Origin of the sequence: Frankia sp. EI5c, from assembly GCF_001636565.1 — a bacterium.
Classification (GTDB): domain Bacteria; phylum Actinomycetota; class Actinomycetes; order Frankiales; family Frankiaceae; genus Parafrankia.
Window position 1 is genome coordinate 1 of the sequence record NZ_LRTK01000052.1, and the last position, 17,246, is coordinate 17,246.

Annotated in this window: 11 protein-coding genes and 3 pseudogenes; all 14 read right to left on the bottom strand. The window is 72.8% G+C overall.

Annotated features, from left to right (window positions below; translation table 11 throughout):
- Positions 1-335: MBL fold metallo-hydrolase (locus UG55_RS19365; RefSeq protein ID WP_128423084.1), on the bottom strand; the 335-nt coding region annotated here is incomplete at its 3' end.
- Positions 332-1,336, bottom strand: coding sequence for a 4-hydroxy-tetrahydrodipicolinate synthase (gene dapA, locus UG55_RS19370; RefSeq protein WP_066068770.1), 1,005 nt, complete (start codon positions 1,334-1,336; stop codon positions 332-334). The genes dapA and UG55_RS19365, both read right to left, overlap by 4 nt.
- 510 nt (positions 1,337-1,846) lie before the next feature.
- Positions 1,847-3,424 carry a hypothetical protein gene (locus UG55_RS19375; protein WP_199865139.1) on the bottom strand — a complete coding sequence of 526 codons (1,578 nt, stop codon included), beginning with the start codon at positions 3,422-3,424 and terminating at the stop codon, positions 1,847-1,849.
- A 256-nt stretch (positions 3,425-3,680) separates the two neighbouring features.
- Positions 3,681-4,805, bottom strand: a complete 1,125-nt coding sequence (locus tag UG55_RS19380; protein WP_066068839.1) for an acetate/propionate family kinase — start codon at positions 4,803-4,805, stop codon at positions 3,681-3,683.
- Between the two features lie 83 nt (positions 4,806-4,888).
- The gene (locus UG55_RS19385; protein ID WP_066071158.1) at positions 4,889-7,294 is read right to left on the bottom strand and encodes a phosphoketolase; all 2,406 of its coding nucleotides are present in this window, start codon (positions 7,292-7,294) and stop codon (positions 4,889-4,891) included.
- A gap of 204 nt (positions 7,295-7,498) precedes the next feature.
- Positions 7,499-8,257: an FAD-dependent thymidylate synthase gene (gene thyX, locus UG55_RS19390; protein ID WP_242424457.1), complete on the bottom strand. Its 759-nt coding sequence runs from the start codon at positions 8,255-8,257 to the stop codon at positions 7,499-7,501.
- Positions 8,258-8,970: 713 nt separating this feature from the next.
- A complete protein-coding gene (gene hisS, locus UG55_RS19395) occupies positions 8,971-10,290 on the bottom strand; it encodes a histidine--tRNA ligase (RefSeq protein WP_066071292.1) in 1,320 nt (439 codons plus the stop codon).
- A 133-nt stretch (positions 10,291-10,423) separates the two neighbouring features.
- A complete protein-coding gene (locus UG55_RS19400; protein WP_242424785.1) occupies positions 10,424-12,991 on the bottom strand; it encodes a hypothetical protein in 2,568 nt (855 codons plus the stop codon).
- Positions 12,992-13,061: 70 nt separating this feature from the next.
- The coding region (locus tag UG55_RS39445; protein ID WP_242424786.1) for an Hsp70 family protein at positions 13,062-14,218 on the bottom strand (1,157 nt) is incomplete at its 5' end.
- Between the two features lies 1 nt (position 14,219).
- Positions 14,220-14,544 (bottom strand): annotated as a pseudogene (locus tag UG55_RS39450) (Hsp70 family protein); the annotation flags it as partial.
- A 1-nt stretch (position 14,545) separates the two neighbouring features.
- Positions 14,546-14,681 (bottom strand): annotated as a pseudogene (locus UG55_RS39455) (hypothetical protein); the annotation flags it as partial.
- Between the two features lies 1 nt (position 14,682).
- A pseudogene (locus tag UG55_RS39460) lies at positions 14,683-14,897 on the bottom strand (Hsp70 family protein); the annotation flags it as partial.
- Between the two features lie 82 nt (positions 14,898-14,979).
- Positions 14,980-15,723 carry a 4-hydroxy-tetrahydrodipicolinate reductase gene (dapB, locus tag UG55_RS19410; RefSeq protein WP_066071165.1) on the bottom strand — a complete coding sequence of 248 codons (744 nt, stop codon included), beginning with the start codon at positions 15,721-15,723 and terminating at the stop codon, positions 14,980-14,982.
- Positions 15,724-15,820: 97 nt separating this feature from the next.
- Positions 15,821-17,224 carry a pitrilysin family protein gene (locus UG55_RS19415; RefSeq protein ID WP_066071168.1) on the bottom strand — a complete coding sequence of 468 codons (1,404 nt, stop codon included), beginning with the start codon at positions 17,222-17,224 and terminating at the stop codon, positions 15,821-15,823.
- Positions 17,225-17,246: the final 22 nt, after the last annotated feature.

Genomic DNA, 17,246 nt, shown 5'->3' on the forward strand with positions numbered 1-17,246 from the left:
AGCGTCAGCCGGGTGCCGATCAGCTGGATGTCCCGGCGCTCCCGCAACAGGTAGGGGACGGCCCCGATGTGATCCTCGTGCGCGTGGGTGAGGATGACCGCCTCGATGTCGTGCAGGCGGTCCCGGATGGCCGTGAAGTCCGGGAGGATCAGGTCCACTCCGGGCTGGTCGGTCTCGGGGAAGAGCACACCGCAGTCGACGATGAGCAGCCGGCCGGCATGCTCGAACACGGTCATGTTCCGGCCGATCTCGCCGAGCCCACCCAGCGGGATGATCCGCAGGCCGTCGGCGCGAAGCGGCGGGGGCGGGCCCAGCTCGGGGTGCGGATGCGTCATGAAGCCGCCGTCCCCGCGCCCGCCGACGCGGCGCCGGCTCCTGCTCCTGCTCCGGCTCCTGCTCCGGCCAGCGCGACCGCCGGATCCAGCAGGGCCGCCGCCAGGTCGGCGCGCAGCAGGGCACGCTCGGCATCGGTCGCGTCGACCAGCGGGGCGCGCACGGGCCCGGCGGGCAGGTTCGACATCGCCAACGCCGCCTTCGCCAGGATCACCCCCTGGGTGCGGAAAAGTCCCTCGTATGCGGGCAGCAAGCCCTTGTGTAGCGCGATCGCCCGACCCACCTCACCGGCCCCAAAGGCCTCGATCATTGCCCGGATGGCGGGTGCGGCCACGTGGCCGACGACACTGACCACACCGCAGGCGCCAACGGACAGCAGCGGAAGATTGAGCACGTCCGTGCCCGAGTAGTAGGCGAGGCCGGTGTTGGCCAGCACTCGCGAGGAAGCGGCCAGGTCGTCCTTGGCGTCCTTCACCGCGACGATGCGCGGATGTTCCGCCAGCCGCAGGAGAGTCTCGGTCGCCACGGGCACCCCGGACCTGCCGGGAATATCGTAGATCATCGTCGGCAGCCCCGTCGCGTCGGCGACGGCCCGGAAGTGGGCGAGCAGCCCGGCCTGCGGCGGCTTGTTGTAGTACGGCGCGACGACGAGCAGGCCGTCGACCCCGGCCTTCTCGGCGGCCTCGGCCAGCTCCAGCGTATGCCGGGTGTCGTTCGTCCCCACACCCGCGATGACCTGGGCACGCCCGCCGACGGCCTCGCGGACCACACGCAGCAGCGTGTCCTTCTCCGCGTCCGTCGTGGTCGGGGACTCGCCCGTCGTACCGTTGATGACCAGCGCCTCGTTGCCGGCATCGACAAGATGCTCCGCGAGCGCCGCGGCGCCCGGGACGTCCAGGCCGCCGTCCGAGGTGAACGGCGTGACCATCGCCGTGATCATCCGCCCGAACGGGGCCGGGGGCAAAGCTGACATACCTGCCACGCTAGCGGGCACCTCCGACATCTCCTCCGACGGTCACCGACCGGCGAAGTCGGCGTTCCCCCACCACATGCCTCCACCGTGCGCGGGCGACACCGCCCAGACGCTCACGGCTGGACACCCGCCACACACCGGCGGACCGGGGCAGGGAACGAAGTACTACTTCCAAGCGGCTTTCAGGAGCGTGATGCCAGCTCCGCAGAACTCGACGGACGGGCGGGCACACGGCCCGCAGGCCGCGGACGGGCCCCGGCGATCATGTTCCGGTCGAGCCGCAACCACAGCTCACGACGGCCGAGACGGACGAACGACCGCAGGCCACCCGCGCGCGCCGCGCTGCCCGCGACTCCCGCGCCGTAGTTCTTCGGCATGCTCACCGTCCCGTCTCGCACGACAGTTGGTTCAGGGTACCGCCCTGGCCGGGGCGGGGGCCGCCGTTCGGTGGCTCCGGCCGCGTCCTGCCCGCATGGCCTGGCCGAACGGCTCCCCCGCGGACACCNTGCGGGCCACATACGCCGTACCGACTGGTCCCGGTCATGTCCGCGCACCGGACTCGCCGGACTCAACGGACATGATGGACGGAGCCGGTTCCTCCGGTGGGGTGTGCCAGCCCAGCGCGCGCAGCCCGGACAGCACCGCCAGCGCGACCAGCAACGCCAGCAGAGCCTGTTTCGTCGGACCCAGGACCCAGGCCGCGAGGCTCGACCGCTCCCGGGTGAGCAGCATCGTCGCGGCGAACGACGAGGGGACCGCCACCACCGCAACCGCGTCGGCACCGAGCCGGAACGGCAGCGCCGACAGGGCGACGGTGAGCACCATCAGGACCAGGATCGCCATGGCCACCCGCCCGACGTCCGGCGAGACGCTCAGGCCGACGACCAGCTTCGCCCGCGCCGCCCGGCTCGCGTCGATGCTGTAGAAGGCGTACACCTCGCGGTTCTGATGGACGTCCTCGATGTAGGTCCGGTCGATCCGCTGGTCCCACAGGTCGACCGTCACCGGTGTGCTCAGTTCGATGCTGGAGTCGTCGGTGCCCACGCTGGCGTGGTAGCTGCCCGGGCCACCGGGGTCGATGTCCACCAACGCGACCGGGGTCAGCCACCGCCGCCGCAGCGGGACGGCGCCGTCCCGCACCGGGAACCGGCGCGCCAGCACCGTCCGGCGCTCCTCCTTCATCTTGATCAGGCACGGGCGGTACGGGTCCACCGTCACGGCCGCCAGTGCCTCCCAGCGCCGCCCGTACTCGGCGACGGTGCTCAGCACCGGCGTCGCCGCGGCGCCGACCAGGCTCAACCGGTCGATCCAGGCGGTGAACTCACCCAGGTAGCCGGAGATGTGGTCGATCTCCAACGGGGTGGGGACCTCCGGGTCCCGCCACAGCTCACCGACGGCGAGCAGGAGGGTGTCGGCGCTGCTCAGCGGGTCGAACGGCTCGTCCAGCACCTGGCCGAGCAGGCTCTGGGCCGGTTCCAGCAGCCCCTGCCAGGACCGCATGGTCGCCGCGGGTACCGCCAGGTCGGCCTCCCGCTCCAGATAGGTCCGCACGTCCTCGAGCGACAGCGGACGTCCCCGCCGGGGCGCCAGCCGCGGCAGGTTCCCCGTCAGCCGACCGGGGCGGAAGCGGGAGATCGCGTCCACCACCCGGCGGGCGTCCCCGGGGAGCGGACAGCCCGCGTCCTCGGCGAGCAGCGCGACGAGGTTCCCCTGGATGGCGACCGAGGTCCCATACGGCATCAGGTGGGCGTCGGAGCCACCCGGCCCGACCAGATCGAAGCCGACCAGCGCCCGCTTGGGCAACGTGGAGATCGGCAGCAACAGGCAGACCTCCGGGGGCAGCCGCCCCGCCGTGTCCAGCCGGCCGGTGCCCGGCACGATGCTGTTCAGCAGCCCGTCCAGCGGGCCCCAGTTCACGGACCGGGCGAGCTGGCAGCGGTTGGCGCTGACGATCGTGAACTGGTCGACGACCCGGCGGCGCAGCCCCTGGTACTCGGCCGGTGGCGCCAGCAGCATCGTGGTGACCTCGTCCACGTCGGTGAGGTCGAGCACCGGGGCGCTGTCGGCGTCGTCCCGCCGGCTCCAGCGCCGGAGCCGGCTGGGCCACGCGCCGCCCATGCCACCGAAACCGCCGAAGCCGCCGAAGCCACCCGGTCCGCCCGGCCCAGGCCCAGGCCCAGGCCCGGGACCCGGACCGCCCGAGCCTCCCGAAGCCACTGCGCGCTACACCGGTCCCTCGGCGGCGGCCGGCACGCTCCGGCCGGTCCCGCGGGCTTGTCCGCTCACAGTCCGGCAGAGTAGCAGTGTCTCCACGGACGGGGACATCCGCGACATGTCGCGTGTCAGGGGGTCGCGGCGGCAGGGGGTCGCGGCGTCAGGGGAGAAGCGCGCGGGCCGCCCGGGCGATCTCGATGTCCTCACGGGCCTCGATGACCAGCGTGCGCGCCGGCGCGCCGGCAGCGGTGATCTCCAGGTCACCGCCGGCGTAGGACGCGTTCAGGTCGTCGTCGACGGCGACGCCCAGGAAGCCGAGGCCGGCGGCGGCGCCCGACCGCACCGGAGCCGCCCGCTCCCCCACCCCGCCGGTGAACACGAGCACGTCGAGCCCATCGAGCGCCGCGGCCATGGCGGCGGTCTCGGCCCGCAGCCGGTGCAGGTAGACGGCGAATCCCAGCGCCTCCGGGCTGCCTTCCCGCCGGGCGCCGTCGAGGACCGACCGCATGTCCGCCGAACCGACCAGCCCGGTCATACCGCTGCGGTGGAACAGCGCATCGGTGAGTTCCTCGGCGGTCAGGCCACGCTCGGTCTGCAGCCACAGCAGCAGGCCGGGATCCACCGTCCCGGAGCGGGTGGCCATGACCATGCCCTCCAGCGGGGTGAAGCCCATCGTCGTGTCGACGCTCACGCCATCGCGGACCGCCGCCAGCGACGCCCCCGAGCCCAGGTGCGCCGTAACCACCCGGCGGCCCCCGGTCAGCTCGGCGGCCCGCCGGGAGGCATACGCGTGGGACAGGCCGTGAAACCCGTAGCGGCGCACCCCGTACTCCTCGCGCCAGCTCGCCGGAACCGGGTAGGTCACCGCCTCGGGCGGCATGCGCGCGTGGAAGGAGGTGTCGAAGCAGGCGACCCGCGGCACCCCGGGGAGCACCGCCGAGACGTCCGCCAGCGCGGTCAGCGCCGCCGGCTGGTGCAGCGGGGCCAGCGGCACCAGCTCGCGCAGCCGCCGCTCGACCTCCTCATCGACCAGGACCGGGTCGGTGAAGACCGGACCACCGTGCACCACGCGGTGACCGGTGATCGCTACCTCACCGGCGTGGGCGAGGTTCTCCACCGCCCGCTCGAGCTCGCCGGGATCCGGGCTGCCGGCGACCGCGCGCAGGTTGTGCGCTGCCAGCACCTGATCGCCCGGATCGAGCAGCCGCAGCTTCACGCTGGACGAACCGGCGTTCACCACCAGTACGTTCCGGTCCCCGCCGATACCTGCCCCGCCTTCGTTCATGCTGCCCTCGGTCGAGCCGGCCACAGTCGAGCCGGCCACAGTCGTGCCACCCTCGGTCGCCCCGCCCTCGGTACGGCGCATCCTCAGTACGGCCAGGTCCAGTCGCGGATGCTCGGATCGTCTTCGCCGTGGTCCCGGGTGTAGGCCCGGGCCGCCAGCCGCGCGTCGATCATCCGCTGCCGGACATGCGCCGCGCGCGCACCCAGGCTCGGCACCCGGTCGATCACGTCGACCACCAGGTGGAAGCGATCCAGGTTGTTCATCATCACCATGTCGAACGGCGTGGTGGTCGTGCCCTCCTCGATGTAGCCCCGTACATGCATGTTGTTGTGGTTGCGCCGGCGGTAGGTGAGCCGGTGGATCAGCCACGGGTAGCCGTGGTAGGCGAAGATGATCGGCCGGTCCTCGGTGAACAGCGCGTCGAACCGGGGATCCGAGATGCCGTGTGGGTGCTCCGCCTCGTCCTGGAGGCACATCAGGTCGACGACGTTGACCACCCGCACCTTCAGGTCCGGGAAGTGCTGGCGCAGGATGTCGACGGCAGCCAGCGTCTCCAGCGTCGGGATGTCCCCGGCGCAGGCCATGACGACGTCGGGGGTGCCGTCACCGGCGTCGGTGTGGTCGTTGCTCGCCCAGTCCCAGATACCCAGGCCGCGGGTGCAGTGCGCGATCGCGTCCGTCATCGACAGATAGTTCAGCGCGGGCTGCTTTCCCGCGACCACCACGTTGATGTAATGCCGGCTGCGCAGACAATGATCGGCCACCGAGAGCAGGGTGTTCGCGTCCGGCGGCAGGTAGACCCGGATGATCTCGGCCTTCTTGTTCACCACATGGTCGATGAAGCCCGGGTCCTGGTGCGAGAAACCATTGTGGTCCTGCCGCCAGACGTGGCTGGTGAGGAGGTAGTTCAGCGAGGCGATCGGGCGGCGCCACGGAATGTTCCGGGACGCCTTCAGCCACTTCGCGTGCTGGTTCACCATCGAGTCGACGATGTGGATGAACGCCTCGTAGCAGGAGAAGAAGCCGTGCCGGCCGGTGAGCAGGTATCCCTCCAGCCAGCCCTGGCACAGGTGCTCCGAGAGCACCTCCATCACCCGGCCGTCGGGAGCCAGGTCCTCGTCCGTGGGGCGGATCTCGGCGTTCCAGGCACGGTCCGTGGTCTCGAACAGCGCGCCCAGCCGGTTCGACTCGGTCTCGTCCGGGCCCATCACCCGGAAGGTGTTCGGATTGGCCCGCATGACGTCGCGCAGAAAGCCGCCGAGCACCCTGGTCGCCTCGCTCAGCGTGACGCCCGGCGCGGGCACGTCCACCGCGTAGTCCCGGAAGTCGGGCAGCGCGAGGTCCCGCAGCAGCTCGCCGCCGTTGGCATGCGGGTTGGCGCTCATGCGCCGGGTGCCCACCGGAGCGAGTGCCGCGAGCTCCGGCCTCAGCCGCCCGTCGGCCTCGAACAGCTCCCAGGGCCGGTAGCTGCGCAGCCACGCCTCCAGCTGGCTCCGCTGGGCCGGATCCCGTTTCGGGTCGGCGATCGGCACCTGATGGGAGCGCCAGTTCCCCTCGACCGGCTTTCCGTCCACGGTCGACGGGCCGGTCCAGCCCTTCGGCGTCCGCAACACGATCATCGGCCAGGCCGGGCGGGACGGGTCACCGAGCCGGCGGGCCCGGTCCTGGATGTCGTGGATCCGCGCGATCGCGAGGTCGAGCACGTGCGCGAGTCGCTGATGGACCTCGGCGGGGTCGTCCCCGGTCACGTGCAGCGGCTCGTAGCCGTAGCCGCGCATCAGCGCGTCGAGCTCCGGCTCCGGTATCCGGGCGAGGACCGTCGGCTGCGCGATCTTGTAACCGTTGAGGTGCAGGATCGGCAGCACCACCCCGTCGCGCACGGGATCGAGGAACTTGTTCGAGTGCCAGCTCGCCGCGAGCGGCCCGGTCTCCGCCTCCCCGTCACCGACGACCGCGGCCACCAGCAGGTGCGGGTTGTCGAAGGCGGCACCGAAGGCGTGGGTGAGGGCGTAGCCCAGCTCACCACCCTCGTGGATGGAGCCGGGCACCTCCGGGGCGACGTGGCTGGGAATGCCGCCGGGGAAGGAGAACTGGCGGAACAGCCGCCGCATCCCGTCCACGTCCTGGGCGACGGACGGGTAGATCTCGCTGTAGGTGCCCTCCAGGTAGGTGTTCGCCACGATACCCGGCCCGCCGTGGCCGGGGCCGATCACGTAGATGGCGTCCAGGTCGTTGCGGCGGATCACCCGGTTGAGGTGGGTGTAGATCAGGTTGAGCCCGGGAGTGGTTCCCCAGTGCCCCAGCAGCCGGGGCTTGATGTGCTCCGGGCGCAGGGGCTCCGTCAGCAGCGGGTTGTCCAGCAGGTAGATCTGCCCGACCGACAGGTAGTTCGCGGCACGCCAGTAGGCGTCGAGCAGGCGCAGCTCGTCGACGGACAGCGGTTTCGCCACCGCGCCGGACTGCGCGCCGATCTCGGCAACCTTGGTCATACCGGCCCTCCCCTGCCCGTTCCGCCCCGGCGCCGTTGCCCGCGCGTCCATCCCACCGCTCGACCCCACCATCGTTCCCCGCGGTCATCACCGATCGGTGGTCCGTTGTGAGCAGCGGCGTGGTCATCTCCGCCTGTGCGAAGGCATGGCGAACGGCCCGGGCGCATGTGCCGGACGGCCCTTACGGCCCGTCGGAACGCGGAATCAGCCTTCGCCGACGAGTGGGCTGGAGGCCACCTCGGTGCCGTCGTCGAGTGTGCTCACCCGGAAGTCCGCGAACACGTTCGGCGCCACCTCCCGCAGGGCTCCCAGAATCGCGATCGCGAGACCGCGGATCTCGACATCGGCGTGCTCGCTGGCGCGCATCCCGATGAAATGCCGCCAGGCCCGGTAGTTGCCGGTGACGACGATCCGGGTCTCGGTGGCGTTCATCAGCACCGACCGGGCCGCCTGCCTCGCCTGCTTGCGGCGCGACGTCGGCGCGGAGACGTCGGCGAACCGCTTCTCCAGCCCTTCCAGCAGCCGGGCGTACGCCTCCATCGAGGCCGTCGCGGCTTCCGTGAACAGCGCATGCAGCTCCGGGTCGTCGGCGATGACCTCGGGTTCGACCAGGGCCGCGTCATGCTCGGGGACGTAACGCTGCGAAAGCTGGCTGTAGGAGAAGTGGCGGTGCCGCACCAGCTCGTGGGTGAGGCTGCGGGACACCCCGGTGATGTAGAGCGACACCGTCCCGTGCTCCAGCACGGACAGGTGCCCGACCTCCAGGATGTGCCGCAGGTAGCCGGCGTTCGTCGCCGTCGCCGGGTTGGGCTTGCTCCAGCTCTGGTAACAGGCCCGCCCGGCGAACTCCGCCAGCGCCTGGCCGCCGTCGGCGTCGGTGCTCCACGGGACGTCGTCCGGTGGAAGGAACTCGGTACGGGCGACGACCTGCACCTTCAGGCGCGCCGTGCCCGCGCCCGCGATGTCGCCCCGCGGTGACCCGAGCGCCTGGACCCGCTCCGCCGACCGGGCGGCGCCGGCGGGCCCACCGACCTCCCCAGGCGCTCCGCCCGTACCGGCGGTGCCCCCGCCCACAGCGACCTCACCCACAGCGACCTCCACGACAGCGACCTCCCAGAGGAACGACGTCCCACGGCCGACGCGCACCACGGTATCCGCTCGATGCGGGCGGCCCAGGGCCCGGCGCCTGACGAGGCCCACGAGGACCACCACGCCGCACCGGCGGGCATCCGCCCACGGCGGGGGCACCCGACGACGGGCGGTGCGACCGGCATCGGCATGCACCGGACCGGTTGCGTTCGAACCGCCCAACCGGCCCGTGTCGTCACCCACTTACCCGTCCGGTGACCCGTCCGGTACACGGCGGTGGCCGGGGCGGCCCACCGTGGTACACCGGATGTGGGCCCCCCGCCGCGGTCGGCGAGGGGTCCGGTGCTCGCCCGGCGGGTGGTCCGGCCGGGGGTCTCCGCCCCCGTCAGCCCTCGGCCGTGACCCTCGCCGATGGCGGGCACCGCGTCCACCACGCGGCCGCGACCGCCGGTCGGCCCGTCTCCCGCGCCGCCGACCGGCGCCGCGGTCGCGTGGCGACCCCGAGGGCCACGCGGCGGCTTCGCGGGCTGGGCGGCTTCGCGGGCTGTCAGCCCACGGAGCCGGCAATCACTCTCCGCGACGGGCGGTCACCCGGCGGGAACCCACACCGCGGGATCGGCCGGCCCCTGGTCGCCGGTCGCCATGTTCTTCACCTCGTGCGGGCGGTCGTCCCCGAACGGCGGGAACCAGACGTGCGGGATCCCCTTGCGGGAGGCATAGCGGATCTGTTTCGCGAGCTTGTCCGCCTGGTGGTAGGTCTCGACGTTGAGGCCGCGGCCACGGAGCAGGCGGGCGGTCGCGAGCGCGTCGGGACGCCGCTCGTCGCTCGGGATGACCATGAGCACCTGGGCCGGGCTGGCCGGCCCGCCCCCGATCGCCCCGTCCGCCACGAGCTTGGCGAAGATCCTGGTCAGCCCGATCGAGATCCCCACGCCCGGCAGGTTCCGGCGGATGAACGTCCCGGCGAGATCGTCGTACCGGCCACCGGAGCAGATGCTGCCGTACGCCGGTGAGTCCACGAACTTCGCCTCGTAGACCGTGCCCGTGTAGTAGTCCAGCCCGCGGGCGATCGACAGGTCGGCGACCACGCTGCCCGCCGGCAGGTCGGTCAGGTCGTCGAGCACCCGCGCCAGCTCGTCCAGACCCTCGCTGAGCAGGTCGGACTTCACTCCGAGCCGGCCCACCTCGTCGACGACGGCGGCGTCCGCGCCCCGCACCTGGGCCAGGTCGAGGCAGGCACGCGCCTGGTCGGCGCTGAGGCCGACCGGACCCGTCAGCAGCGCCTCGACCCCCGCGGATCCGATCTTGTCGATCCGGTCGGCGGCCCGGATGACCGCGAGCGGGTCGCCGATGCCGAGACCTTCGTAGAACCCCTGCAGCACCTTGCGGTTGTTGATGTTCAACGTCCACGCGGGAACACCGAGGTCGGTGAGGACCTCGTGCACGATGCGGGGCAGCTCGGCGTCGAAGTGCAGCGGGACGTTGTCGACGTTGATGACGTCGATGTCGCACTGGGTGAACTCACGGTAGCGGCCCTCCTGGGGCCGCTCCCCGCGCCAGACCCGCTGGATCTGGTACCGCTTGAACGGGAAGACCAGATCGTTGAAGTGCGCGGCGACGTAGCGCGCGAACGGAACGGTCAGGTCGAAGTGCAGCCCGAGCCGCGCGCTGTCGTCATCGTCGCCCGCCTGCAGACGCCGCAGGGTGTAGACCTCCTGCGACGTCTCGCCCTTCGCCATGAGGGCATCCAGCGACTCCACCGACGGCGTCTCGACGGAACAGAACCCGTACCGCTCGAAGGCGGCCCGGATGGTGTCCAGCCAGCGGAGCTCGACCATCCGCACATCGGGCAGCCATTCCGGGAAACCACTCACCGGGGTGGGACGGACCACGGGCGCGTCGGCCATCGCCGGGACCAACTCCTCATTCTCGACACTGCTGGCGCGCGCCACCTCGACGCACGCTCATCGGACCTGAAAGCGCGGCGATCACCGATGTCGAGAGGAGAAAAGCACGCTCGAAACAATACAACGCCCGCCGCTACCCGGACCCGCCGCCGCCCCCGGTCCCGGCCCCGGCGCCCCCCGAAGCGGTGGCCCCCGAGGCCGGAGCCGCCGAAGCCGGAGCCGCCGGAGTTGGAGCCACCGAAGCTGGAGCCACCGAAGCTGGAGCCACCGGAGTTGGAGCCACCGAAGCTGGAGCCACCGAGGCGGGAGCCGCCGGGGAGCGCGATCCGATCACGGTGAAGGTCCCGGCGGCATCGATCAGGCATCGCCCGGCCGCCGCGCCGGCCACCACGAGCTCACCGCGCTCCCGGACGCACGCGAAGATCGCGACGTGCAGCGGGCGGACGTCCGGCAGCATGAAGCCGCCGTCGATGTCGTAACGGGTGTTCGTGACCTTACGTGTGGTCGATCCCAACTCCTGCGCGCCGGCCGGCGGGATGTCCGCCCGGACCGTGACCATCATCTCGGTGCATCCGACCGGCCAGTTCCAGCACAGCCGGCCGGCCACGACCCGAAGATCCCCAGCCGGGCCCACTTCGTCCGCCGCCGTCCGGGGGCCCGGCGGCGGGACCTCGAACGACGCCGCGGCCCGCGTGGGCTGCCCCGCCTGCCCGGCGGTGAGACCCGGGTCCGGCCACCTGGCGGGAGTCGACCACACGCCGCCGACACCGGCGATCACCTCGTACTCGGGGATCGACGAGCCGCGGAACACCCCACCGTCCTCGATGGTCGTGGCCGAGGTGACGCCCACCGCGCGGGCGTTGCCGTCCGCGGTGATCCGGCGGATTCGGTAGCGCACGTCCCCCGCCGTCGTCGTCGGCTGCCAGGTGATCACCACCGACGCGCCGTCCCACCGTGCCGCGACACCGGACGGTGGTGCCACGGAAGGCCGCGGCTCCACCGGCGGCCGGCGCTCCACCGGCGGCCCCGAGGCGGCCGGGGTCTGCGCGGCGCCGGGCGGGGGCGGCACCTGACGCGGCTCCGGCAGCGGGAGCCCGGCCGCCGGCGTGGGACGCGCCGGGTCGACCTGCGCGCCGCCGGAGACCAGCGCGCGTGCCTCCTCGTGGTCCGCCACCAGAGCCAGCGCCTCGCGGGCCAGCCGGGCACCCTCCGGGCCGGAGGCCGCCCGCGCGCGGCGGACCAGCTCGTCGGCCTGGGCGCAGCGGGACACCGCCTGTGCCCGTACCTCGTCCAGCACCCTGCCCTCGGGCCCCGGCACGTCGGCGGCGACCCGGGCGAGTTCCTCGGTGAGCCGGGCCACCGCGCGCTGGCGGTTCGCCGCCAGCTCGGCCACCACCGCCCGCCAGCTCTCGCCGGCGGCCCGGATGACCCGCTCCACCTCGTCACCGAGGGCCCGGATGGGCGGCAGTGTCTCGCCGGCGACCTCGCGGGCCCTGGTGATCTCGTCACTGGCGGCGATCGGGCGCCCCGCCCGGAGCGCGGCGCGCGCCCGGGACAGGATCGCCTGCCAGTCACCCGCCCGCGCTGGCGCCGGCCGCACCGGTACCGGACCGGTGTGCGGACCTCCGCCGGACGGATGCGCCCCCGAGGCCCCCGACGTCCCCGACCAATCCGGAGATCCCGAAGGGCCGCGCGAACCGGGCCGGCCCGGCGGCGAGGATGCCACCGCGGGAGCCTCCACCCCGTGCTCCCTGGCGAGGTCCGCGACGACCGTGCGGGCCCTGGCGGGATCGAGCCCCTCCGCCTCGGCGTGGGCGACGAACTCTGCCGCGGCCGAATGCAGCAGCCGGTCCTCGATCAGCACCGCGGTGGCCACCCGCGGACGCAGCGCGGCCTTCACCGGCTCCACCAGGGCATCGAGATACGCCTCGGGATCACCGTCCACGAGCAGTGAGTGGACGGCCGTCAGCAGGTCGTCCAGCAGCGCACGGCGACGGTCCGGTCGGCGCTCGCGGTTGCGTGCCGCGGCGGCGTCGCGGACGGCGCGGATCTCCTCCCGACGGCTTCCCGGAGCCACCCCGAGGAGATCGAACAGGCTGCGCGGCGGTGGGGTCCCGACGATCCGGCCGAGCTCGTCGAGATCGGCCCGGATCTGGCGCATCACCTCCGCCGGCACCGGCCGGGGGGCCGGTGCGGGCCCCGTCCGCTCCGGTGCGCCGGCGGGAAGCACCCGGTAGCGCCGGATGCGCAGCGCGAAGGCCGCCTCGTCGACGCCCTGCGCCCCCGCCAGTGCCCGCAGTCCGGCGATCTTGTCCTCGGGCAGGCCACCGAAGCGGCCGACCAGGCGGCGGACCGCGGCGTCGAGCTCGGCGAAGCGCTCGTCGTCCCGGGCCGCCCGCGCGGCGGCGACCCGTTCCGCGAGTTCGGCCCGGGACGCGGCCGTCGCCAGTGCCGCGGACAGCTCGCCGTGCAGCCCCAGCAGCGCGATGATCACACCGCGGTAGCGGGGATGGTCCCGGCTGCGCTGCCAGAACGCCCAGACCTCGTCGACGCGGGCACGCACCTCGGCGTCATCGAGCCGGGGAACCTCGCCGATCGGGATGTCGTAGATCTCGAAGGGGTCGCTCTGCTCGGCACCGCCGCGGGCGTGCACCGCCGCGAGTACCCGCCGCCGGTAGTCGTTCGAGTCGAAGGGCAGCACCGTGGACCCTCTTTCTCTTCCGTCTCGTCCGTGACGCCCGCCAGCCGTTCCCTCCGGTACCGTGCCGCTGCTAGGTCCAGCCGGGCGGCCCGGCGAGGCCGCCCGGGTCACCGTCCGTCGGCCTGCCGCGTGGCGGCTTCCCGAGTGGCGGATCACCGCCGGTGAACGGATCCGTACCCCGCTCGCGACGCGCCCGGGCCACCTGCTCGCGTTCCCGCGCGACGTCCGCCTGGCTGAGCGCCGCCGAGGTCTCGATACGGACCGTCAGCGGTCGGTCGGCCAGCCCTTCGTGGCGCGCCGTCACCTCCAGGATGCCGTCAAAGCCCATCCGGAACATGATTTCTATCTGGGTTCCGGCCGGATAACCCGGTGGAATCCCGGTGATCTCGGCATTCGCGATGATCTTGTTGTCCTCGATCCTGGCGGACTCCACACCGCCGGCCTGCTCGACGACATGCACGGTCACCGCGTCCTGGTCATCGCGCACCGTCCCGAAGAGCCGGCGGACGGCCACCGGCAACCGGTCGTTGCGGTGCACCAGGAACACCGCCCGCTGATCACCGAACCGGTCCAGGGCCAGTACCCCGAAACCCCGGGAGACCACGTTGACGACCTGGACCTCGACCGTGCGCCGCACCCGTTCGGCGGACAGCCCCAGGGCCTCGGCCAGCCGGCGGCAGGCCGCGTCCAGGTCGGCCGGCGCCGCGGTCTCCACCGAGGCCCCGTCCACCAGCTGGCCGCGGGTGACCAGGTCGGCCGTCACCAGCCGTTCCAGCGACTTCTTCTCGCCGTAGATGGCGGCGCCCCGGGCGACGGCGAGGTCGGGATCGCTCAGTTCCACCGGGACGGACAGTTCCGCGGCCAGCCGGCGGGCGACCGCGGGCATCCGCGACGCCCCGCCGACGAGCAGGACCCGGTCGACCCCGCGCACCCCCCGCTCCCGCGCCGCCTCGATCGCCGACCTGGTCAGGGCCAGCGTGCGATCGAGCAGCCCGGAAGTGAGGCGCTCCAGCTCCTCGCGGGTGAGCGTGACGTCGAGGGATCGGCCGTCGTGGCTGACCGTGACCACGGTCGAGGTCGCCTCGGTCAGCTCCCGGCGGGCACGCTCGGCCGCGAGCTGCAGCACCTGGGCGGCCTCGCCGTCATCCAGCGGGTCGGCGGCCTCGGGATGGGCGGAGAGGAAACGGTCCGTGAGGAAGAGGACGATCTTCTCGTCCCAGTCCGCCCNGCCGAGCTGATGGTCACCGTCGGTGGCGACGACGGAGACCCTCCGGTCGGCGAGCTCCACGATGGTGACGTCGAACGTCCCGCCGCCGAGGTCGTAGACGAGCGCGACCTCCTCGGCCAGCGCGCCCGGACCACCCAGCGTGCGCCGGCCCGTCACCTCGAAACGGGCGAAGCCGTACGACAGGGCGGCGGCCGTCGGCTCGTTGATGACGTCCACGACGTTCAGGCCGGCGTACTCGCCCGCCAGCACGGTGGCCCGCCGTTCCTCGTCGCCGAAGTAGGCCGGGACGGTGATGACCACATCCCGGACCGCCTCCCCCGCGGTCNGTCCGGCGTCCGAGACCAGCGCCTTGAGGATCAGGCCGCTCACCGCCGGCGCCGACCACTGCGACCCGCGGGCCACGAACCGCCACTCGCGGTCGCCCATCCGGCGTTTGACCAGAGAGCACACGTCGTCAGGACGNGCCCGGGCGAGCCGGCGCGCGGTCTCACCGGTGATGTATTCGTCCCCGCCGACGAACAGGACGACGCTGGGGAGGGTCTGTGAGCCGTCCATCAGCCCGAGGACCTCGGGCTCGCCGGAGCCAGCGACCCTGGCCAGGCAGCTGAACGTCGTCCCGAGATCGATGCCGAACACGGTTCCGGTGTTTGTCAGCCGCCCACCTGTATGTCGCGCCACACCCGAAACCTATCCATCCGCGCAGGCTCACGCGGACAGCGGACCGGGTGACGGCTTGGCGACACCCGGTCGGCGTGCCGGGTCAGCCGAGGTCGAGCAGGGCCTCCAGGCCCACGGTGAGCCCCGGGTGGGCGGCCACCTCGCGCACCGCCAGCAGCACCCCCGGCATGAACGAGGCGCGGTCGAGCGAGTCGTGCCGGATCGTCAGCGTCTCGCCCGAGCCGCCGAGCAGGACCTCCTGGTGCGCGACCAGGCCACCGAGCCGGACGGCGTGCACCGGCACCCCGGCGACCCGCGACCCGCGCGCCCCGTCCAGGGCGGAGGTCGTCGCGTCGGGTCCGGCCGGGTCCTGGCCGGCGGCCACCCGGGCCGCCGAGATGAGCTCGGCGGTCCGCCGGGCCGTGCCGCTGGGCGCGTCCGCCTTGCCCGGGTGGTGCAGCTCGACGATCTCCACCGACTCGAAGTACGGAGCCGCGCGGGCCGCGAAGAGCATCATCAGGACCGCCGCGATGCCGAAGTTCGGCGCCACGAACACGCCGACCGAGGGGTCGGCGCCCAGCCAGCCACGCACTGTGGCCAGCCGGTCCTCGTCGAAGCCGGTCGTGCCGACGACCGCGTGGACGCCGTTGTCGATCGCCCACCGCAGGTTGCCCATGACGGCGTCGGGGTGGGTGAAGTCGACGACCACGTCGGCCTTCGCCAGGCCGGCGCGATCATCATCGGCGTCGACCTCCGCCACCAGTTCCAGATCCGGCGCCTCCGAGACGGCCCGGCACACGGTGGCGCCCATCCGGCCACGGGCGCCGAGCACCCCCACAGCGATCACTGCACACCCCTCGTGTGAACGATGTCGGAAACGGTTCCCAGGCACGGCACGCGGCACGCACGCGCGCGCCGCACCGGCCGGGCCGGCTCTCGTGCGCTCAGCGCGCGACGGCCGCGCTGAAGTCGTGGTCGTCGAACGGCCCGATGACGCCCAACGCCCACGGCCGGTCGACAAGCTCGGCCGCGATCGCCCGGACGTCGTCCAGGGTGACAGCCTCGACCCGGGCGAGCACCTCGTCTACCGAGAGCAGTTCGCCGTGGACGAGCTCGCTCTTGCCGAGCCGGCTCATCCGCGACCCGGTGTCCTCCAGGTTGAGCACCAGGCCCCCGCGGTTCTGGCCCCGCGCTCGGTCGAGCTCCTCCGGGGTGATGCCGTCCTCGGCGATCCGGTGCATCTGCTCGCGGCAGATCTCCAGCACGTCGTCGGCCCGGCCCGGGGCGCAGCCCGCGTAGACGCCGAACAGGCCCGCGTCGGCGAACTGGTTGTCGAACGAGTAGACCGAGTAGGCCAGGCCGCGCTTCTCCCGCACCTCCTGGAACAACCGCGAGCTCATGCCGCCGCCGAGCGTCGTGGACAGCACCCCGAGGGCATACCGGCGCGGGTCATGCCGGGACAGGCCGGCCGTCCCGAGCACGACATGCGCCTGCTCGGTCGGCCGCCGGTCGACGACGATGCCGGGCGGCGGCGGGAACGGGTAGTCCCCGCGCCGGACCTCCTGGGCCAGCGCGGGCCCGGTGAGCTGGTCGGCGAAGGCCCGCACCACCCGGTCCAGGGCCTGGTCGTGGTCGAGGTTGCCCGCGATGGAGACCACGAGCGCCCGCGGGGCGTACCGGTCGCGGTAGTAGTCGTTGATCGTCTCCCGGCCGAGGGCCTGGATCGTCTCGACGGTGCCCAGCACCGGCCGGCCCAGTACGGAGGAGCCGAGGACCGCGTCGGCGAAGACGTCGTGCACGACGTCGCCGGGGTCGTCCTCGTGCATGGCGATCTCCTCAAGGATCACGCCACGCTCGGCCTCGACGTCGTCCGCGGTCACCAGCGAGTTGGCGACCATGTCGCAGACGACGTCGACGGCCAGGTCCAGGTCCGTGTCGAGGACCCGGGCGTAGTAGCAGGTGTACTCCTTGGCCGTGAACGCGTTGAGATCGCCGCCCACCGCCTCGATGGCGGCACTGATCGTCAGCGCGTCCCGGCTGGGGGTGCCCTTGAAGAGCAGATGCTCCAGGTAGTGCGAGCACCCGCCGGTGAGCGGGGTCTCGTCCCGGGAGCCGACGCCCACCCAGACGCCGACGGCGACCGACCGGACCCCCGGCACCTTCTCCGTGATGACCCGCAGCCCGCCGGGCAGGACCGTGCGGCGCACGGTCCCGGCGAGCAGCTGCTCGGTACCGGAGCCCGCCGCCAGTAGTTCGGCCACGCGGGCCGGGGGCGGGCCGGAGGTGGTCTCCGGCCCGCGCGGAACCGACGTGCGCTCGTCAGAGGTGGACAGATCCATCTCCGTCACAGCACTCCTGTCAGGAGGAGGA

Coding starts and splice junctions, on each gene's coding strand:
- hisS (WP_066071292.1), bottom strand. CDS start 10,290: ATGGCCGACGCGCCCGTGGTCCGTCCCACCCCGGTGAGTGGTTTCCCG.
- UG55_RS19385 (WP_066071158.1), bottom strand. CDS start 7,294: ATGACCAAGGTTGCCGAGATCGGCGCGCAGTCCGGCGCGGTGGCGAAA.
- UG55_RS19380 (WP_066068839.1), bottom strand. CDS start 4,805: ATGAACGAAGGCGGGGCAGGTATCGGCGGGGACCGGAACGTACTGGTG.
- dapA (WP_066068770.1), bottom strand. CDS start 1,336: ATGTCGGAGGTGCCCGCTAGCGTGGCAGGTATGTCAGCTTTGCCCCCG.
- UG55_RS19375 (WP_199865139.1), bottom strand. CDS start 3,424: ATGGGCGGCGCGTGGCCCAGCCGGCTCCGGCGCTGGAGCCGGCGGGAC.